This is a genomic window from Dyadobacter sp. HNCC25DJ187, from assembly GCF_056895255.1.
In genome coordinates, this window is sequence record NZ_JBXHAT010000001.1 from 565,465 (window position 1) to 584,016 (window position 18,552).

The window sequence follows — 18,552 nt, forward strand, 5'->3', positions numbered from 1 at the left end:
CATCCATCATTTGCAAAAAAATGGATGGTATTTTATTAAACAGTTCGTAAATAAAGGCTTTCCAGCTCGTTGGCCGATATATCCGCAGCCTTTACCACAGCTTGTAAAACACCCTGTTTCATAATGCCTATATGCGTAGCTACTTCTTTAGCTCTGAATATGTCATGCGTCGCCATGAGTATAGCAGTACCATTTTTTGATAACGTTGTTATGAGCTCTGAAAAATCATTGGAGGCTTTTGGATCCAATCCACTGGTAGGTTCGTCTAATAGCAAAAACTTAGCCTGTTTCGCCATAGCAATCGCGATACCCACTTTTTGCCGCATACCTTTTGAGTAACCTTCTAATCTGACATCAAACGCCTTTTGCTGTAATCCTGCCGCAGACAGCAGATCGCCCAACTTTTCTTTTGTATACTCGAAACCTGCCAAAGCAGAAAAATATCCAAGATTTTCCCTACCCGTTAGATTCGGATACAACAATACTGTTTCAGGTAGATAAGCCAGATGTTTTTTAACTTCCCCCGGATGTTCTGCAACGGAAATGCCGTTGACGAAAGCACCACCCGACGTGGGTTTCAGAAATCCAAGGAAAAGGTTGATCGTGGTTGTTTTCCCAGCTCCGTTTTGCCCGAGAAGTGCAAATATTTCACCCCGTTCCACCGATAAGTCTAGGTTGTTGAGTGCGAGGTGATCACCGTATGATTTTGTTAATTTCTTTGCTTCCAACATATTTTTCAGGCCTGAATGTAAATGAAATTTCTTCTGATAAGTATCCATGATATCCCCGTTAGCAACACGGTCCAGATCGCAAAAGAACAAGTGTTGTCATTAATGTCTTCTTGTGTATATCCTGCAGGTTCATAACCAGGGTATGCATGCCAATCCAGATTTTCTGTGAGTGTTTCTTCAAAAATGAAAGGATAAAAATACTCTCTCACTTTCCTGTGATGACTTTTCACGGCATTCAAATAGCGAACATGTGCTGCCAGGTCGGTATTGGCTACGGTATTGAAGAGCTGTTGAACACCTACAACAGGATTTAGCATCCCCGCTATCTCTGACAACCTTTGACGTTCATTCAGTTTGCCAAACAATTTCGCCGAAGAATTCGCAGATTCCTGATCTCCGGCAAACTGCATGGCATAGTACCAACCCGATGAATAGGTATCTTCTGAGATCGGGTATTTTTTGTATTGCGGATAAACTGCATAGAATTTCTCCATCGTCGGTGCTTTGGGCATATCCCACTTTTCATGATAACCTTCCCGCTGATCAATAGCTGTTTGAGTTGCCTCAGGGACAGGTACTGCTCTATTTATGCATATGTTAACGACTCCCGGATAAAGAATACACAGCAATATCCATATTCCGAGCAGAGTTGTAGCGTTAAAGGACGAGTTTTTGTTGAATGAAATGACCAACATGGTAATACCAAACCAGAAAGTCACATAGAGCAGTAAACCTATTGCAAGTTGCCACGTAGGAACCGACAATGGTAAACCTAACACTACAATGCCAGTGCCGAAGAGGAATAGTGCTGTAACGAGGATGGTAACGTAACGCACAGCTAATTTCAGAAGGATTGTCTTCATAACTTCCGAATTAGACGTTTGAACAAGTTTCCAGACACCATTTTCCTGCTCATTCGATATGACATTGTACGTAAATGCGATGATAAGAAGAGGGAAGAGGAATACGAAAACAAACGCTGCGTCCAGATTCCCGACCAGTAACGTAAGGGGGTTAACCAGCTCGGAATCATATAGCTGTCCCTCAATAGCGAGCATCTTCACCTTCAGTGTAAATGGGTTCACATCCCTCTGTCCGACGGAGAACTTCGCCCATGGTGTGCCACTATTGTACGTATAAAAGAACGGATAGTAGGCAGTGCTTCCGGCTGCCTTACCTTTCCCATGTTCCACCACCTGATTCAAGTGTTTTTTTTGTACCTCACTCAACGAGTTGATTGTTGCTTGCTGGTCACCGATGAGTTTGTCTCCGTAATAAAACCCATACATTCCAAATAGAATTATAGCAACAATACCGATTTGAACAATACGGCCAGTCAGGAAGTTTTTTGCTTCCAGATAAAGAACCTTGCGGATATTTTTCATGATTGATATGCCTGTTTTGAGGAGATGTATTTGAGTGCAGCAAGCCCTCCTGCAATCCACAATGCCAGCGCGAAAAGACTTAAAAAAGAATTTAACAAATTCGTTTTAACGGATACAGGCTGATAGCGAAATTCAGACTGTTCCTGCCAGTTTTTGCTGCTGACCTTTTGATCCCTGTCGTTTTTAAATTTGATTTGGGTAAGATGTATATCATTGATTTGTTTTGTCTTATCAAATCTGTACTTCTCCGTTTGTCTCTGAAATTCAGTAAAAGTTTCAAAGTCGGTACCGGAAAGATTCATGGAAATATTGCGGATCGCCAGATAAGGATTCACCAGACTAAATACGGACGACACACTGTTCTGTCGACGATATGTATTAATCAGCTTATCGAAATGGGATGAAAATATAGCCGAACTGATGTTTTCGCCCTCCTGCATGACAAGAGCACCGTAATTAACAGGTAGCTGCGATATGGAATCAACCCCATATTTTTTCAACATTTCGGATTTTAGTTTCGAGAAATGAGGATCATCCGGATCATGGCTATCACCTTCCTTACTGATGTCTTCCTCAATACTATGTTCAAAAGCAATTTTGTCGGGGGCTGAAAACAGACGACTTCCCACGGTCTGTGCACTTTTGGGAATCACTATACAAAACAAGATCCAGAATAAAATGAGGGTAATAAGAGCATTTCCTGCCGACTTACATATTGCTGAAATACCCACTACAAATAGCGAAATGGCAAGCAGATATCCTGCATATGTTAAAATAACCAGTAAGGATCTTAATAAAACGTCGCCGGTAAAGCCAGTCTGGGAGTACCCGATACCTAATAACAAACTCAACAGAATCAGCGGCAGAAACAGAAGCCATGAAACGAGCACGATACTCAGCGTTTTTCCTGTCAAAATGTCGAAGTAAGATGCTTTTTGGCATAGTAGAATTTTCAGTACGCCGTTTTGTTTAAGACCGGAAATAGTTTGGAATCCGATAAAAATAATAAACAAAGGAACCAGCATTTGCAGCACCATTGCAATACTTAATTCGCCGAATCGGAGCATACCGTTAGAAAATCCCGCCTCACTCATATTGACAGTATTTTGTCTGTGAGCTTCGAGAAATACAGAATTGCCGACGTAACTATCCAGTCCGTAGTCGAAAAAGCTCAAGGCTGATTTTTCACGAAATACCAGATACCCATAATGTGCGACCCTGTGAGGATGCCGCTCGGGTTGGTTCATCCAGTGCTTGGTGACTTCATTCTTTGCAGCTGTTTGCTGGCCATTGAATTGACTTACATAGCTCCATCCCGTATATACAGCTATCACGCTTACGCATAGCAGTATGAGATATAGCACCCATGATATTTTGTTACGAAAAATCACTTTGATTTCATGTGAGGCTATAATTCTGATCAGCTTGGGCTGCATATACTATCGTTAGGTTTCATGTAAGACATTGATCTTGCCAATAGCTTCATCAATTTGGAAGCCACAACATTGTTGCAAAATGAATCAATAAAGGCTACTTATGCAACATTGTTGCGTATTAAATTTCCGCCTTGTCCTACAATGCTGATCAGTAATGGGTGAAAAAATCCATTTTTGTATTGCTGTTTTTAAAAATTGTCGCGTATGGCCCTTATGATTGTCTTGTATGCGGATAGTTATTCTATGATGGTTTTATGAGTTTTGTTATGAAGATAATTCTCTACTATTGATCCATGTATATGCATACTGATATCCCGCTCATGGCGTTCCAGCAGACGACCGATAAACTGATAGATGTTCTTTCTGAGATTCAGGAGAAAGACTTTAATACCAAACCTGATAGTCGCATTTGGTCGGCCGGTCAAATAGGAGATCACTTGTTGAAATCATACGGCTTGATAAAAACGCTGCGTGGTAGTACATGCCCCGTTGACCGCCAGCCGGATATGCATGTTGAAATGATACGTGATATATTTCTGGATTTTTCAATCAGAATGGAATCGCCTGAAGCCATTTTGCCTTCAGAGCATTTTATTGATCAAGCGCAACTACTTTCTCAAATAAATACCTGTGTGGAGGAATTTGAAGACATTATCTTAAATGAAAATCTGGAAGCATTATGTACGGATTTTATCATTCCGGAATATGGGGCATTTACGCGGTTAGAATGGATATGGTTCACCATTTTTCACACCCAAAGACATGTTTATCAACTGTCTACACGATTCCGTAAATCTACTTAACCGCCGACGGCTGTTCTTTTATTTCTTGTCCGATCACGACGTCGTTAAACACAATTTTCTCTGCATTGGTAAAACTAACCGCGGTAGCACAGGAATCTATTTTTACCTGGGAGAAATGGATATTACTTACCTTTTTGGTAGGATATCCCTGAATAACAAGCCCTGCATTACTTGCTGCTTTAAACGTTACATTTTCAAAAAAGACATTACGGATATCAGTCTCGAAACCTTGTCCTTCGCCATGGTAAAATGAGGTGATGAAGATGGCATCTTTCACGTTACCAAAAGCTACATCATTCACATGGATATCTTTAATAAATCCACCACGATCCGGATTTGATTTAAGATAAATACCACGTTTGCAATAACCGCCATAAGTACAGTTTTCTACAAAAACATTCTGTACACCTGCAGACATCTCACTACCGATCACCACACCATGTAATCCTTTAAACCGACAGTTACGAATAACGATATTCTCTGAGGTAATGCCCATTTTACGTCCTTCATGATCCCGTCCGGCTTTAATAGCTACGTTGTCGTCTGCATTATTGAAGTCTATATCTTCGATCAGCACATTTTTGCAATACTCTGGATCAAAACCATCATTATTTTTATTGAACGCATCGAATTTCACTTTGCGGGCGATGATGTTTTCGGACCTTAAAAAGTGAACGCACCAGAACGGAGAGTTGGCCACGGTTACACCTTCGATCAAAATATTCTTGCATTCAAAAAACTGAATAAGTTGAGGACGCAGAAAATGTCCTTCTCCGAATATACGGTCTTTTACCGGAACACTTTCATGATTCATTTTGCGGCTGAGCTGCTGGGCCGGCTTTTGCTTGTCATACCATTTCGCAAAACCTTCCTTACCATTTCCATCAATAACTCCTTCACCCGTTATAGCCACATTTTCAACCTTGTATGCATATATCAAAGGACTATAATTGTTGATGAAAGTTCCTTCCCAGCTGGTCGGAACTACAGGCAGGTAGTCGGAAGGGTTTGTTCCAAAAACAAGTTTAGCTCCTTTCTGGATCTCAAGACTGCTATTGCTCACCAAATGAATTGGTCCGTTTACAATATAGATTCCTGGTGGAACAACTATTTTCCCACCCTTTTTATCTTTACAAGCCTGAAGTGCTTGATCAAAAGCAGGCTTGGCATCTGTAGCAGAATCACCTCTCGCTCCAAAATCTGTCAAAAGAAAGGTATTTACTGAAATCCTGGGCGCAACAATATTTTTAAGAACTGCATCTCTTTTTTCTGTCCTCGACATTTGTTTTTGGGCAATTAAATCAAATGTAAACAGGCTTGTAAAGCAAAGACTCAAAAGAACGAATAATTTCATGCGGTTGCTGTCGTAAGTTGGGAATGCAATTTTGTACAAATTTGTATTGAATCTGCATTACAATTGCCATCAGTATTTCTAAGACGTAAGAAAGAGACCATTTACCCTTACGACAATACTACTTTTGTTAGCGCAATTAAGCCTTAAAACCATTCTGCTTCAAATTTTCGTTATAGTCGGACCACGCAGTAGATCTGAAACATATTAAATAATGGTGGGCACCAGATGATCTCTTTCCAGCCAGAAATCGCAAGCGGATTGTAAAGTAGCTTTCATGAGTTGCAGGTCAGGCTTTTTATGTAAAACGGCATCGGCACCTGCTTCATAACACTGCCGGACGTTATCATTGGATATATCGCCGCTCATCACGATGATCGGTATTCTTTGTATCTTATCGCCTGGAAGTGATCTCGAATGCTTTATCGTTTTGAGTAACTGCACGCCATTCATTCCCGGCATATTGAGATCCAAGACGATCAGGGAGGGCAGGCTCTCCTCGTCTCTGATCTGTAAAACTTTTAAGTGCTGATATAATGCTTTGGGATTTTCAAAAAACTTTACCGGATATTGCTTCTTAAGTGATTTGAGAAGTTTAAAAAATATAAACTGAAAATCGGGGTCATCATCCACTAAAAATATTTCCTTGCCCATACAAAACTTACTGACTGTTTAAAGTGAACTGTATTGCGTTGTAGAAAACAGGCATATACATCCACATAAAATCCATTATTATAACGCCTGCTATCCACAACCACAATGGTAGGGGATAGCAGGCGAAAACTGTACCAGGGCGGGTCAGTGGTATAGGAAAATCGTTTTACAACTACTCATCATCCTTATCATGTCCTTGCGTCTTAACAATTTTGTTATAGATCCCAAGTAATAAAAACGGAGAAGCCCATTGACCCACAAATAATGCTGTATGCTTGCGTCCCATAATCTTAAGAGCCAGTGATGCACCTATGGCCGCCATTGATGCCCAAAGAAATACATCCGAAGGAATTTTAGCAGTTTGCTCTTCGATTGCTTCCGCAACTTTGCCTTCCCCGTGGGTGGCGTCTGTCAGATTCTTCATATTCAGAATTATTTTGATGAGCCTTACCTAAGTTAAAAATCGTTCCATCCACACATGGCTATAGGTGTGGATTTAAATACTGATATGATATGATGAATCAATCGGCTGCCCAGATCATTGAATCTGCCTAAATCTGCGCCTGATCACCCTGTCACTTTCACTCTGATACCTGTACTTGTTTGCGAGCGTTTACATAAAAACGGAAGGGCCGCGGTTCTTTAAAAAACCGCGGCCCTTCCGTCAACAAAAGACATCCTATTCAACTCCTGCTTTTTCATTCACATAGGTTTCTGCAAGCTCCGTCAGCAGATGATCTGTTTCTCCTTCCTGATCTAGTGTTTGTTGTAACAGATCAGCAGCCTCCGTATATCCTAGTGTGCGAGCGATGTTACGAAGTGTACCATAAGATGCGATTTCATAATGTTCCACCTTTTGAGCAGCCATGATGAGGCCACAGTCGCGTACCATTGTACCCTTCTCTGTGCTCTCGATAATTTCGTTAGCTTCTTCGATTAATCCTTCCATGGCAGCACACTTCTTTGCCTGCGCCTTTTCTCCAACAATTTCGAATACTTTTTCAACGGTTGTAACATGTTCGTCAGTCTGCCCTTTATGCAATTCGAAGGCCTTTTTCAATTCATCCGAAGTAGCGTTTTTTGCTAATTTTACTAATGCCTTCGCCAGGTTTTTTTCAGCCCAGTATATATCTTTAAGACCATCTACGAAAAGCTCCTTGAGCTTGTCACCATCTTGTTCAGTGATTTGTTTTTTAGCAGTGGTTTCAGCTTTTTTCGTTTTCATAATTATTGTTGAAGTTTGAATTAAAATAAAAATTGCACGGCTTGATTATAAATATCATGCCATAGAAATAGGGATTCAGTAACTATCTGATACAACGAGCCCTCGGTACTCAATCAGATTATTTCCTCCAGTCGGATCAAACGAAATAAGACTTGGCTGGCTGGTCACTTATTTACCTGGTGTAATGAAGAATATCAGATTAGTTCTGCGGTGATGTAACGATGATCAGCTTATACGCGGATATCCACTTGTCGGGAATGGGGTAGAGGAGGGAATAATTTTACCGTATATGAACTATATCGTTTCTATACGACCTGTTAGTAGTCAATTACCCGACTGATTTTTATATAGTCAACAATAAAAGCAATGAGTGTGGCTTTCATTGTTGACTATACGAATTAATAAAATCGAACTGATTTATAGGATCTAACGCCAGCCAAGTCCCGGTGCTACATGCTCCAGAATGGAAGACAATACATGTACATTGTAATCAACGCCCAACGTATTTGGTATTGTTAAAAGAATCGTATCAGCCTCCTGAACAGCTTCATCCTGAGCCAATTCTTTGATGAGTTGATCAGGCTCCGCAGCATAGCTTCTTCCGAAAATTGCCCGTTTATCCTGTTCAATCATACCGATTTTGTCGCGTCTGTCTGCTTCCTGTCCAAAGAAGTAACGATCCTGATCGTTTACCAATGCAAAAATAGATCGGCTCACCGAAACCCTGGGCTCACGCTTGTGTCCGGCCTTCATCCATGCTTCCTTATACAACCTGATTTGTTCGGCTTGTTGCACATGGAAAGGCTTACCACTTTCATCGTATTTCAAGGTAGAACTTTGAAGATACATGCCGTTTTCGGCAGCCCAGACAGCCGTTGCATTAGAGGCAGCTCCCCACCAGATACGTTCACGCAATCCTTCTGAGTGCGGCTCCAAACGTAACAAGCCGGGAGGGTTCGGAAACATTGGGGATGGGTTAGGCCGGGCAAATCCTACGCCTTCAAGTCTATCAAGGAACTCCAATGCTTTACGGCGGCCCATGTCCGCGTCTGTTTCTCCTTCAGCCGGTTCGTACCCGAAATAGCGCCAGCCGTCAATAACCTGTTCCGGCGATCCTCTGCTAATTCCCAATTGTAATCGGCCTTCTGAAATTAAATCTGCAGCACCGGCGTCCTCCACCATGTACAATGGATTTTCATAACGCATGTCGATGACACCTGTACCTATCTCTATTTTGCTGGTTTTGGCACCTATAGCCGAAAGTAAAGGAAATGGCGATGCCAACTGTGCTGCAAAATGATGTACGCGAAAATAGGCGCCGTCGAGACCGATTTCTTCAGCAGCCACGGCCAGGTCGATGGACTGAAGCAGCGTATCACTGGCTGTCTGAGCTTTGTATGCGGGATGGTTGGACCAGTGCCCGAACGATAAAAATCCTATTTTCTTCATTAAAGCATCTTTCAGGTTTCTATTTTCAAACTCAGTTTATGTTCAAAAAGATTATTATACCATAAAAGTTCCTGATCAGAGTTGCCATGGAAAAATCCAGCGTAACCATAGCCGGATACAGCTGCAACTGTGATTCTTCAACGCTGTACAGGGGCATTTTAATGCTGGCATAATTCTTATTAAAGTGGGATCATTTTTCAAACCTCACACTTTTACTTTATGACCATCAACGTAGAAAAAGACCTGCTTTGTTTTTCACATTTACGCTGGGATTTTGTATTTCAACGTCCTCAGCATTTAATGACCCGATTTGCCCAAGCCAGAAATGTATATTTTTGGGAAGAACCCATATTTGGCAGCCATATCGCTCCCTATTTGGAATGTGAGCAGCAACTCCCAAACCTGTGGCGTTGCATACCACATTTACCTGATGGCTACACACATGAACAGTTTTTAGAGGCGACGAAATTATTGCTGGAAGCGTTTCTTGGCGAACGTTTTTCTTCCAATCCTGTATTCTGGTACTACACACCACTTGCATTCGAATTCTCCCGGTCTTTTGCCCTGGATCTGGTTGTATATGACTGCATGGATGAGTTATCTGCCTTCAAGTTTGCCCCGCCTCAGTTGAAATACATGGAGCGCCAACTGATGTTGAAAGCAGATCTGGTATTCACAGGAGGCCAGAGTCTATATGAGGCCAAAAAAGATAGCCACAATAATATTCATCCTTTTCCGAGTAGCATTGATAAAGAACACTTCCAACAGGCGAGATCAATGACCAAGCAGCCGGAAGATCAGGCGAATATTCCTGGTATCAAGCTGGGCTTTTACGGGGTGATTGACGAAAGATTTGATCAAAATCTGATCAGAGAAATTGCAGCTAAACGTCCGGAATGGCATATCGTCTTAATTGGCCCTGTCGTTAAAATAGACCCTGCCGAACTGCCTCGTGCTGCTAACATTCACTATCTTGGTGGCAAAAGTTATCAGGAGCTGCCTGATTACCTTTCCGGGTGGGATGTGGCCCTAATCCCTTTTCAGCTGAACGAATCCACACGATTTATCAGTCCTACAAAGACTCCTGAATACCTGGCTGCCGGAAGGCCGGTTGTTTCCTCGGCAATCACCGATGTGGTTTGTCCCTATCAACAACTAGGATTAGTGAGCATAGGAGAGGACGCCGATTCTTTCATTCAGGCCATTGAACACGAATTGAACAATCGGAAAAATAAAACATGGCTGGATGCTGTGGATCGTTTTCTTGCTGACAAGTCCTGGGAGCACACTTTTCACTCCATGCAAAAACAGATGTTCTCCGCATCTCAAAATAGCAAACCGGACATTCTGAAGGAAGTACTGAAAAGCGCGAGTTAATAGTCCAAAAGAGTAATATCTACAATCATCTGCCATTATAAAACCTTGTACATGCAACCGGAAACTTCTTCTTTCACGTTGACACATTTTGAGAATCCTTTCAAAACTTTTTGGATGGCTGGGTTTGAATGTAGTGATCAGCTTAATTCTTCCGGTAACAGGGTCGATCTTTTAGAGATGACGGCACATATAGAACTGATAAATGAGGATTACGCACGGCTACGTTCGCTACATATCGAATCCGTACGTGAAGGAATCCGATGGAGTGTTGTTGAGCCCCGCCCTTACCAGTACAATTTTGAAAAAGTTGCAGAGATGATTCGTGCTGGTAAAGAAAACGGGATACAGCAAATATGGGATGTGTGTCATTTTGGGTATCCGGATGATCTCAGTCCTTTTCACCCCCATTTTGTATCTCGTTTTGTGGCGCTTTGTGAAGCTTTTGTCGCTTTTCTGGCAGATAGCAATCCTGACGAACCAATACTAATTACGCCCATTAACGAAGTGAGCTTCATTTCGTGGCTGGGTGGAGAAGTAGGTGCAACCACACCCTATTGCGTGAGAAACGGATGGGAACTGAAATATGCTTTAATGAAAGCTTATATTGCTGCAGCTAAAGCAATGAAAAGAATGAGCAGTCTGGTGAGAATAGTAACTACGGAACCACTGGTAAATATGGTTACAAGTCTTGAGCCTACGGAAGAAGACCTTGAAAGGGCGATATATGAAAATGAATTACAATACCAGGCTGTGGATATGCTGTATGGACACATATGTCCTGAACTCGGAGGCAGCCCGGAGCTGGTAGATATCATTGGCTTCAATTATTACTACAACAACCAGTGGATTTTAGGTAATTACGAATTTTTGGATTGGAACAGTCCGGTTCCGGATCCGCGCTGGAGGGCTCTTTCAGACATGCTGCAAGCCGGATATCTGAGGTACAACAAGCCCATCGTACTATCAGAAACCAGCCATCCGAAAGAAGATAGACCCATATGGATCCGGATGATTGCGAGAGAATGTGCAAAGGTGATTGAGAAAGAGATACCATTATTTGGCGTTTGTATATATCCCATTATTGACCGGCCCGACTGGGATCACCCTCATATATGGCATCATTCCGGACTTTGGGATACAGATTTCTCAGACAAACATGCCCGTGTTTTGCATTACCCGTCCCGACAAGCTCTGTTTTGGGGCCAGGAACTCATCTCGCAGCAGCTCACGGATAATGCAGCTAAAAGTAAAAATACGTGGGGGATCAAATACTGATCATATTTCACCGCACAATGTGAAAGTGATAACATTAGTATAGATTATATCACAGATAGGTAATGGCATGGTTTTTTCGTTTAGCCACCCTCCAATTTGAATATATCTTACCTTAAACAATGTCAGAAATATGCCGTCAGACCAAATTATAACCTGTGCGCGAATTTTGAAAGAGCGTGACCTCACAATTACTTTCGCTGAAAGTGCAAGTGCAGGGAGATTGAGTTCAGAATTTGCCATGACTCCCGACTCCGGAGGTGTACTAAAAGGTGGAGTTGTGTGCTATAATGTTCAGGTAAAGCAGGATCTACTAGGCATCGATCCACTGCTTGTCGAAGAATTTACGCCTGAATCACCGGAGGTAACCATTGCGCTCGCATATGGACTTCGAAATCTCATCAAATCCGATATCCAGGTAGCAGTTACAGGACTAACTACGCCTGGTGGCAGCGAAAATGAAAAGAAACCGATCGGGACCATGTTTATTCATATATTATTCAAAAATAACTCTCTTGCTCTGCATTCAGTGTTTGAAGGATCTCCTGAACAAATCATACTCCAAACGGCAGACATGATCGCCAAAACTATCATTAACGAGGTGAATCAAATTTGAGCTATCCCTTGGATGATATGTCTTATTCTGAAAAGTTGGCTATTTGATCAATAGTCAGCTTTTCAGGATAATAAAGTGTAGTTGGTTTAATACCAGTGGGGTCATACATATCAAAATATGTTAAACTGGTACGGTTTTTACAACATTTGCGCGAATCGAAAATTTTTGTAATATAGAAAAAACAACAGACTATCAGCAGTGGCTTTCTATTTTGAACCTGGAAGAATCCGAGGACGTTTATAATCTGTACAATTCGATTAATAACTTCGAAAGATCCGGCAAGTTTTTTACTAATAAAAATGTAACAAACGACGGTTATGAATAATTAGTTAAAGCTGACGGAGAAGAGGATCAGCTATACCTGAAATCCGATGAGGATAAATTTGCTATGTTGCAATACCTGAAGGTTAACTTCACGGATGCAGGAGATAATGAAATTGACAAGTGGCACGAGTTGAAAAAGAATTCGGCCGTTTAGACTAATTATAATCTTAACACCACACTTGGAGCTGGGTATTTCGTAGTTGAAATCTCAACTCCATTTTTTTGTCCGTATGCACATAGGGCACTTAATGAGGATAGAGGAAGACCGATAATGACATAATTACGTACCAAGTAAGTCTGAACATTATGCCACTTCTGGACGGAAGTGGCACAATTTTTACCATACCTGTCCGCTTAAACATTATCAATAACTTATCTAACTAAATAACTTATCTAACATGAAAAAATTAATCACAAATACAATTGCTGTGGTGATGGTCTGTACAACGGCAGCATTTTCGCAAAGTCATTCCATTAAAACCAGCAGTGATAGCACAGTGAAAAACCAAAACAATGTTCCTGCTACAACAAAAGGAGTTGAAAAGGCAGATAAGACGGATGGTACTGCAACTAAAAATCAAAACAATGCCTTTCAAAGTGAACGTGCCACCAACGCTGATAAAAATGTGAATACAAATAAAGAAGCGAAGGTAAGCCATGGAGGTCACGCGGCTCAAGGTCAGCCTTCTTCTACCCATAAGGGGAGTAAACAGCCAGCAGCTAGCCGTATGGATGCTGATCGTAAAAATACAGATACCAATAACGTAAACAAAAGTGATGTTAAGCCACAAGGTGTCAGAAAGAATGATTAAGTTTTAACATCAATTGATTTATCCGCTTCGAATTCAGCATTATAGATCTTAAAAATTTAGAATCAGTTTAATGTTGGAAAGATGCAGACAATTTGCTTTTGCAGACAATATCAGGCAGAAAGTCCATAGTAAAGCAAATCTCGTATACACTATGGATTCACGTGGGTTATAAGCAGACTTTCGATTCTTACGGAAGTCTGTTTTGTTTTACAACTGATAAATCTTGTAAAATTATTTCCCTAGTAGTGAGTTAAAATGAAGTAACGTTATGCCCGGAGTCGCTAACTAAAAGCAAAGACCAATCTCTTCTTGGTCCATTACACACATAAAACATGGCATTATCGATTACTTTAAAGCAGATGTTCTTATGATTCTTATTTGTTTGAAAATTAACAGTATTCACTATTCATTTGTTTAAATCACATCTCTGGCAAAGTTTTATTAAACCTCGCGTACTGTTTGACTGCAGTATCAACCTAACTTGATTTATCAGATGGGGTGCTGTAATCATTTATACCAAATATAACTTTAACAAAACTCACTAACATGTCAGACCAAACTAAAAAATCGCTTCAAAATCCAACTGATAAGTATCCAAAGCCGCCATTCAATAAACAGCCGCAACCGGTACCCGGACTAGCATCGAAAATGCAACCAGTGCCTGATCACGGAGAAAAATCTTATAAAGGAAACGGACGGCTTATCGGTAGAAAGGCATTGATAACAGGTGGCGATTCCGGAATAGGACGTGCTGCCGCGATTGCCTATATACGAGAGGGTGCAGAGGTTGTTATCAATTATTTACCCGATGAGCAGTCAGATGCTGATGAAGTCATCGAACTATTAAAATCCGAAGGAGGGAAAATATACGGTATTTCGGGAGATATTACAGATGAAGCCTTTTGCAGTCAATTAGTTGATCAAACAGTTGAGAAATTGGGTGGATTGGATATTGTGGTTAACAATGCCGGACGACAGCAGGCCGTGGATTCTTTGCTGGATTTATCAACAGAGAACTTTGATATAACGATGAAAACCAACATTTATGCCCCGTTCTGGATCACCAAAGCAGCGCTTCCTCATTTGCCGGCAGGATCTGTGATTATCGCCACCAGCTCAGTTCAGGCATATGACCCTTCAGAAAATCTATTTGATTATGCCCAAACGAAAGCAGCCAACGTCGCATTTGTGAAATCTTTGGCTAAACAGTTAGGTCCGAAGGGGATACGGGTTAACGGCGTAGCTCCGGGTCCGGTGTGGACACCTTTGCAGGTCAGCGGTGGGCAGCCACAGGATTCAATAGTCGAATTTGGTAAGGTCACACCCCTGGGAAGGCCAGGCCAGCCAGCAGAGCTTGCATCTATCTTCGTTCAACTGGCAGACAATGATGCTAGTTATGCAACAGGGCAAATTTATGGAGCTGCTGGAGGAAATGGTCATCCTTAATCCAGCTTGTTGTAAGATACGATTCCAATTTTGACATATTTTAAAAAGTAAGCTGAAAACAAGAAGCAAAGTTGCAATACACCTTGCTTCTTGTTCTACCGACTGAGTAGGGGAGTACAAGAAGCAAGATATTATACCTTACTGAATTAAATTGCGAATTCAAATTAGAATGCCCGACAGTATCTGTAAATTTATAAGGTGATAAGTCCTGATAATACAAGCCGCTAAGAACTGATCCTTATAAGGATCAGTTCTTAGCGGCTTGTTTGCTCTTCGAAATGAGATATAGCAAGATATTAAAAGGGTATATTTATCAGTTAATTCCTGGACCTTACAAGAATTTCTGACTACCCAAACTTGTATGCCAGAATCCGTCAAAGTATTTCAGGCTCGCACCTATAGCTCTGTCCGTTGTTGCACGCGCTATAAGTATTATTCCTGCCAGCATCAAAGTTCTGTTTCCTTTTGCCAGCCCGTAAAGCCCGATTGCCACTGCCTTGCCTTTGAAATGCACGATATTGTATATAATCGCTCCAACGCTGAGGCTGACCAGATAACCTGCCGTTGCCAGGTCGGATACTAACAGTAGCGCATGGGAAACCACCATCACTTCAGGTTCAGACGCAAGAACAGGTAAATGCACCCTAGGTGTATCGTAAGTTCTTCAATTTGAATCAGTACTTCCATTACAGCTTAGTTTACAAATAATGATTTAATTTCTGCCGTCCAATTTTCAAGGTTTTCCTGGACTGGTCTATCTGCCTGATCGAAGAGAAGGTGTCCTACGATGTCTAAGCCGGAGTAAGAATAAATGCCTGTATCTGAGGTCAGCAAAAGTGCTTTATCCATTCCGATTACTTTATATTCCGCGTTCGATTTTCCATGTGTATTGATCATGACCGCCCTTTTCCCGCTGAGCAAACCTTTCTGTATACCATTATTATAACAATAGGCAAATCCATAGCTGAAAACCCTGTCTATGTATCCTTTCATAATTGCAGGTAATCCTGTCCACCATATGGGATGAACAAAAGTAATGCAATCTGCCCAGCTGATATATTCCTGTTCCTCTTTTACGTCGCCGCTCACTATTCCTTGCCGTTGGCCGGCCATATCCTCCAGCGAAAGGACCGGATTGAAATTCAGCAGATAAAGATCCCTGACTATTACTTCGTGTTTGCCGGTTTTAAGATGTTCAATTAATTCATTTTTTAAATGGCTGTTTAAGCTGGCGGGATTAGGATGGGCATAAATAATTAGGTGTTTCATCGTTTTACATTTATTGTTGATGAAACAAAGGTATGGTACCCTTATGCGCTACAATTGTAAGAAAACGAAATCAGCTCACCGGGTTGCAAATGTCCTGCTGAAATTTAAGGTACTGTGCCGGGCTTAAACTGATATAGTGATTAAAGTCGTGTATGAGTTGGCTTTGATCATAGTAGCCACATCCACTGATTACTTCAAACCAATCAATTTTTGAAGTTTCTAAAGCATGCGCTTGTATCAACTCAATAGCTTTTAAAAATCGTTGGTACCGGTTTCGCTCTTTTGCCGAATAACCAAAATGCTTTTTATGCATCAGTTGGATACTGCGCTTGGATTGGCTGTTTTCCAGAGCTACAGATTTTATAGGATCCACATCCTGTGTTTTGAAGGTAGCCAAATGTTCAGCTATCTTGTTTCGGTGCCGCAAATAGGGTTTACAAAATCCAAGGATATGATTAACCCTATCATTAATCTGGTTTATTTTTTTCAGTTCATACCACAAGACCGAGAAGCAGTCTTCTGGTAATAGTTCATCAGGATTTACAGGTAAATGTTCCGCCATTGAAGCATTGCCAAAGAATCGAAAAAAGGCATCATCCTTAAAATTCAAGGTTAATATTTCGGCCTCGGGTGGCAGGGCATAATTAAAGCTTTGTTTGATGGGGCCAATCATAATACATCTGCCTACTTCTACCGTCGTATTTTGCTTGGTATGGAGGGATGGGCTGGCACCGAAACTGAAAATTAAGATGGTTTCATAAGATGGTAGCAGGGTCTTATTGATGACTTCACCGGATTTGTTTTCCGCAAAATAAAAATGCGTAAATACTTCTTCAAATTCCTTTGGGACAGATATCCTGAAGTCTCTATATATATTATCTGTTTCGTTCATCAATTATTGCCTTTTTTGCGATTGAAGTCTTCTGCTAACAAGATCCGGAGGCCTAAATCATTGTCCGTGACCATCAAAAGAATAACATCATGGGCTGGATTATTATTCCTGATTAAACAATAATCCAGCCCATGGGTTTGAAAGAGAGCTAATGTCCGTGGGATCATATTGTAATTCTACTGTGATTTTCTGTTGTCAAATTCCATTTTTGTGATGATTAGAATAGCATGAGTGCTGTTGCAATGGTCCCTTCTAGTTAAATTCATGTTCAAAAAACTTCGACATTGTCAGTATAGAACAATTATAGCATATATGCCTCCGGGGTTTTATGTAACTTCAGTAATTGGCAAAAGATTTCGTAAGGGTCAGCGTGCAGCTGAGATCGAAAATATCCGAAGCTGGCTGCAAGCTGATATCGACAAAAGTGAGCTTCAGCTAGGAGGTAAGCGGGATAGGCTCCAGAGAGAAAGCTAAAATGTTCGAAAAAGTCAGAATAGAGGATTGACGCAATAATTTCAATTAGCCTTCTAACGCCAGCTAAAACCCATTGCCACCCCTGCCACAGACGCATACCTGCTTTCGATCAAAGTAGGAGTATACATAACTTCCTTTCTATCACTTTCATCATTTCAAGAGAATTTACAAAGATTTAATAAATGAACAGATCAAAACAGTCCGCAAGTTGGAAAATAAGCTGGCTATGATCTGATACAAATTTACAATGGAGAGACATGCCGGTGATTTGGTCGCTGGCAAACAGATTTTTGTCAAATTCAAACCTTGTGGAATGCAGAAGGAGAAGAAGTTCTGTTTTTTTGAAGAACTTATTGAAATGTTCCTGATCCTGAAAAACCAACATGTAGCTAATTTCAGATATGTTTAGATTGGTATATTTTAATAATGCCTTTGCTTGAATAATCAACCGTTCATTGATATGATCAATAGTAGTGCGGCCGGTTGTTTGCTTAATAGCACGATTTAAAAGTGTTTACATGTACTGAAAGCATCTCTGCAATTACTTTGCCGAGTGAAACCCGAAGTGGCGGGTCGTGGAATCGATTGGGAGCTGCCGGTCAAGAAGTTCTCATCCTGGTTTATAGTTATCAGTCATTCTTAAAAGTGAAAACCGTAATTCATGGAATGAGATCCTTCGAGGTGTAGAGATGTTTAAACCAGAAAAAAGATTTGGAGCTTAAGGGATTACGCAACATACCTCACGCAAGATCCAAACAATTAAATACTTTGAGCAGTGGCTATATGCTGTGCGAACGCATTTTCAGCAGCTTATGCTGAAACAGGGCAGCTTTGACAGTAGCTGAATGACCAGGTCCTGCCAGATATTTAGCTGGCCATTACATCCGGCAGACCTGAATTCGACTAATTGGCTGCATTCAATCTATCGAAAAGGAACAACAACTGAGAAAAAAGTTATCGAGAGTTCGATCTTCCCCGAAAATCTGACTTTTCACGGAACACAATATCGAACTCTGCGATCAATGAAGTGATTAGT

General features: G+C 41.1%; 19 protein-coding genes. 7 read left to right on the plus strand and 12 right to left on the minus strand.

Features of this window, described 5'->3' with window-relative positions; translation table 11 throughout:
• Window positions 1-35 precede the first annotated feature (35 nt).
• From AC1XUE_RS02275 to AC1XUE_RS02285, 3 genes are read right to left on the minus strand one after another with little or no spacing between them, the layout of a single operon-like run.
• The gene (locus tag AC1XUE_RS02275) at window positions 36-779 is read right to left on the minus strand and encodes an ABC transporter ATP-binding protein (RefSeq protein WP_483354311.1); all 744 of its coding nucleotides are present in this window, start codon (window positions 777-779) and stop codon (window positions 36-38) included.
• Window positions 737-2,116 (minus strand): ABC transporter permease, encoded by a 1,380-nt coding sequence (locus AC1XUE_RS02280; protein WP_483354312.1) that lies wholly within the window; start codon window positions 2,114-2,116, stop codon window positions 737-739. Before AC1XUE_RS02280 ends, AC1XUE_RS02275 begins: the two co-directional genes overlap by 43 nt.
• The gene (locus tag AC1XUE_RS02285; protein WP_483354313.1) at window positions 2,113-3,552 is read right to left on the minus strand and encodes an ABC transporter permease; all 1,440 of its coding nucleotides are present in this window, start codon (window positions 3,550-3,552) and stop codon (window positions 2,113-2,115) included. The genes AC1XUE_RS02280 and AC1XUE_RS02285 overlap by 4 nt, the downstream gene beginning before the upstream one ends.
• 299 nt (window positions 3,553-3,851) lie before the next feature.
• On the opposite strand from AC1XUE_RS02285, the gene AC1XUE_RS02290 reads away from it, so the two are divergent.
• Window positions 3,852-4,355 carry a DinB family protein gene (locus AC1XUE_RS02290; protein WP_483354314.1) on the plus strand — a complete coding sequence of 168 codons (504 nt, stop codon included), beginning with the start codon at window positions 3,852-3,854 and terminating at the stop codon, window positions 4,353-4,355.
• Here the strand turns inward: AC1XUE_RS02290 and AC1XUE_RS02295 are convergent.
• The 5 genes from AC1XUE_RS02295 to AC1XUE_RS02315 form a co-directional block, all read right to left on the minus strand.
• The gene (locus AC1XUE_RS02295) at window positions 4,348-5,637 is read right to left on the minus strand and encodes a glycoside hydrolase family 28 protein (protein WP_483354315.1); all 1,290 of its coding nucleotides are present in this window, start codon (window positions 5,635-5,637) and stop codon (window positions 4,348-4,350) included. The two genes, AC1XUE_RS02290 and AC1XUE_RS02295, sit on opposite strands and share 8 nt — an antisense overlap.
• A 276-nt stretch (window positions 5,638-5,913) precedes the next feature.
• Window positions 5,914-6,360: a response regulator gene (locus tag AC1XUE_RS02300; RefSeq protein ID WP_483354316.1), complete on the minus strand. Its 447-nt coding sequence runs from the start codon at window positions 6,358-6,360 to the stop codon at window positions 5,914-5,916.
• A gap of 172 nt (window positions 6,361-6,532) precedes the next feature.
• On the minus strand, window positions 6,533-6,784 hold the full coding sequence (locus AC1XUE_RS02305; RefSeq protein ID WP_483354317.1) for a hypothetical protein: 252 nt from the start codon (window positions 6,782-6,784) through the stop codon (window positions 6,533-6,535).
• A gap of 255 nt (window positions 6,785-7,039) precedes the next feature.
• The gene (locus tag AC1XUE_RS02310; RefSeq protein WP_483354318.1) at window positions 7,040-7,585 is read right to left on the minus strand and encodes a YciE/YciF ferroxidase family protein; all 546 of its coding nucleotides are present in this window, start codon (window positions 7,583-7,585) and stop codon (window positions 7,040-7,042) included.
• A 426-nt stretch (window positions 7,586-8,011) separates the two neighbouring features.
• Window positions 8,012-9,034 carry an LLM class flavin-dependent oxidoreductase gene (locus AC1XUE_RS02315; protein WP_483354319.1) on the minus strand — a complete coding sequence of 341 codons (1,023 nt, stop codon included), beginning with the start codon at window positions 9,032-9,034 and terminating at the stop codon, window positions 8,012-8,014.
• Window positions 9,035-9,253: 219 nt separating this feature from the next.
• On the opposite strand from AC1XUE_RS02315, the gene AC1XUE_RS02320 reads away from it, so the two are divergent.
• The 5 genes from AC1XUE_RS02320 (at window position 9,254) to AC1XUE_RS02340 (ending at window position 14,881) form a co-directional block, all read left to right on the plus strand.
• Window positions 9,254-10,411, plus strand: coding sequence for a glycosyltransferase family 1 protein (locus AC1XUE_RS02320; protein ID WP_483354320.1), 1,158 nt, complete (start codon window positions 9,254-9,256; stop codon window positions 10,409-10,411).
• 51 nt (window positions 10,412-10,462) lie between these two features.
• Complete coding sequence (locus AC1XUE_RS02325; protein ID WP_483354321.1) at window positions 10,463-11,686, plus strand: amine oxidase; 1,224 nt, start codon at window positions 10,463-10,465, stop codon at window positions 11,684-11,686.
• A 130-nt stretch (window positions 11,687-11,816) separates the two neighbouring features.
• Window positions 11,817-12,299 carry a CinA family protein gene (locus tag AC1XUE_RS02330; RefSeq protein WP_483354322.1) on the plus strand — a complete coding sequence of 161 codons (483 nt, stop codon included), beginning with the start codon at window positions 11,817-11,819 and terminating at the stop codon, window positions 12,297-12,299.
• 722 nt (window positions 12,300-13,021) lie between these two features.
• A complete protein-coding gene (locus AC1XUE_RS02335; protein WP_483354323.1) occupies window positions 13,022-13,435 on the plus strand; it encodes a hypothetical protein in 414 nt (137 codons plus the stop codon).
• A 546-nt stretch (window positions 13,436-13,981) separates the two neighbouring features.
• A complete protein-coding gene (locus tag AC1XUE_RS02340) occupies window positions 13,982-14,881 on the plus strand; it encodes an SDR family oxidoreductase (RefSeq protein ID WP_483354324.1) in 900 nt (299 codons plus the stop codon).
• A gap of 331 nt (window positions 14,882-15,212) precedes the next feature.
• On the opposite strand, the gene AC1XUE_RS02345 is transcribed toward AC1XUE_RS02340, so the two are convergent.
• From AC1XUE_RS02345 to AC1XUE_RS02355, 3 genes are all read right to left on the minus strand, one after another.
• Window positions 15,213-15,524: a DUF4260 family protein gene (locus tag AC1XUE_RS02345; RefSeq protein WP_483354325.1), complete on the minus strand. Its 312-nt coding sequence runs from the start codon at window positions 15,522-15,524 to the stop codon at window positions 15,213-15,215.
• A 50-nt stretch (window positions 15,525-15,574) separates the two neighbouring features.
• Window positions 15,575-16,150 carry an NAD(P)H-dependent oxidoreductase gene (locus tag AC1XUE_RS02350; RefSeq protein WP_483354326.1) on the minus strand — a complete coding sequence of 192 codons (576 nt, stop codon included), beginning with the start codon at window positions 16,148-16,150 and terminating at the stop codon, window positions 15,575-15,577.
• 70 nt (window positions 16,151-16,220) lie between these two features.
• A complete protein-coding gene (locus tag AC1XUE_RS02355; RefSeq protein WP_483354327.1) occupies window positions 16,221-17,042 on the minus strand; it encodes a hypothetical protein in 822 nt (273 codons plus the stop codon).
• Between the two features lie 264 nt (window positions 17,043-17,306).
• Between AC1XUE_RS02355 and AC1XUE_RS02360 the strand changes: the two genes are divergently transcribed.
• On the plus strand, window positions 17,307-17,516 hold the full coding sequence (locus tag AC1XUE_RS02360) for a hypothetical protein (protein WP_483354328.1): 210 nt from the start codon (window positions 17,307-17,309) through the stop codon (window positions 17,514-17,516).
• Window positions 17,517-17,691: 175 nt separating this feature from the next.
• Here AC1XUE_RS02360 and AC1XUE_RS02365 read toward each other — a convergent pair whose 3' ends face one another.
• Window positions 17,692-18,012: a helix-turn-helix domain-containing protein gene (locus AC1XUE_RS02365; protein ID WP_483355990.1), complete on the minus strand. Its 321-nt coding sequence runs from the start codon at window positions 18,010-18,012 to the stop codon at window positions 17,692-17,694.
• Window positions 18,013-18,552: the final 540 nt, after the last annotated feature.

Bases quoted from the DNA above. Each gene is read 5' to 3' on its own strand.
- AC1XUE_RS02335 (WP_483354323.1), top strand. From the start codon at position 13,022: ATGAAAAAATTAATCACAAATACAATTGCTGTGGTGATGGTCTGTACA.
- AC1XUE_RS02280 (WP_483354312.1), bottom strand. From the start codon at position 2,116: ATGAAAAATATCCGCAAGGTTCTTTATCTGGAAGCAAAAAACTTCCTG.
- AC1XUE_RS02330 (WP_483354322.1), top strand. From the start codon at position 11,817: ATGCCGTCAGACCAAATTATAACCTGTGCGCGAATTTTGAAAGAGCGT.
- AC1XUE_RS02325 (WP_483354321.1), top strand. From the start codon at position 10,463: ATGCAACCGGAAACTTCTTCTTTCACGTTGACACATTTTGAGAATCCT.
- AC1XUE_RS02320 (WP_483354320.1), top strand. From the start codon at position 9,254: ATGACCATCAACGTAGAAAAAGACCTGCTTTGTTTTTCACATTTACGC.
- AC1XUE_RS02315 (WP_483354319.1), bottom strand. From the start codon at position 9,034: ATGAAGAAAATAGGATTTTTATCGTTCGGGCACTGGTCCAACCATCCC.
- AC1XUE_RS02295 (WP_483354315.1), bottom strand. From the start codon at position 5,637: ATGTCGAGGACAGAAAAAAGAGATGCAGTTCTTAAAAATATTGTTGCG.
- AC1XUE_RS02290 (WP_483354314.1), top strand. From the start codon at position 3,852: ATGCATACTGATATCCCGCTCATGGCGTTCCAGCAGACGACCGATAAA.
- AC1XUE_RS02350 (WP_483354326.1), bottom strand. From the start codon at position 16,150: ATGAAACACCTAATTATTTATGCCCATCCTAATCCCGCCAGCTTAAAC.
- AC1XUE_RS02285 (WP_483354313.1), bottom strand. From the start codon at position 3,552: ATGCAGCCCAAGCTGATCAGAATTATAGCCTCACATGAAATCAAAGTG.
- AC1XUE_RS02360 (WP_483354328.1), top strand. From the start codon at position 17,307: ATGTTCAAAAAACTTCGACATTGTCAGTATAGAACAATTATAGCATAT.
- AC1XUE_RS02310 (WP_483354318.1), bottom strand. From the start codon at position 7,585: ATGAAAACGAAAAAAGCTGAAACCACTGCTAAAAAACAAATCACTGAA.
- AC1XUE_RS02275 (WP_483354311.1), bottom strand. From the start codon at position 779: ATGGATACTTATCAGAAGAAATTTCATTTACATTCAGGCCTGAAAAAT.
- AC1XUE_RS02340 (WP_483354324.1), top strand. From the start codon at position 13,982: ATGTCAGACCAAACTAAAAAATCGCTTCAAAATCCAACTGATAAGTAT.
- AC1XUE_RS02300 (WP_483354316.1), bottom strand. From the start codon at position 6,360: ATGGGCAAGGAAATATTTTTAGTGGATGATGACCCCGATTTTCAGTTT.
- AC1XUE_RS02305 (WP_483354317.1), bottom strand. From the start codon at position 6,784: ATGAAGAATCTGACAGACGCCACCCACGGGGAAGGCAAAGTTGCGGAA.
- AC1XUE_RS02355 (WP_483354327.1), bottom strand. From the start codon at position 17,042: ATGAACGAAACAGATAATATATATAGAGACTTCAGGATATCTGTCCCA.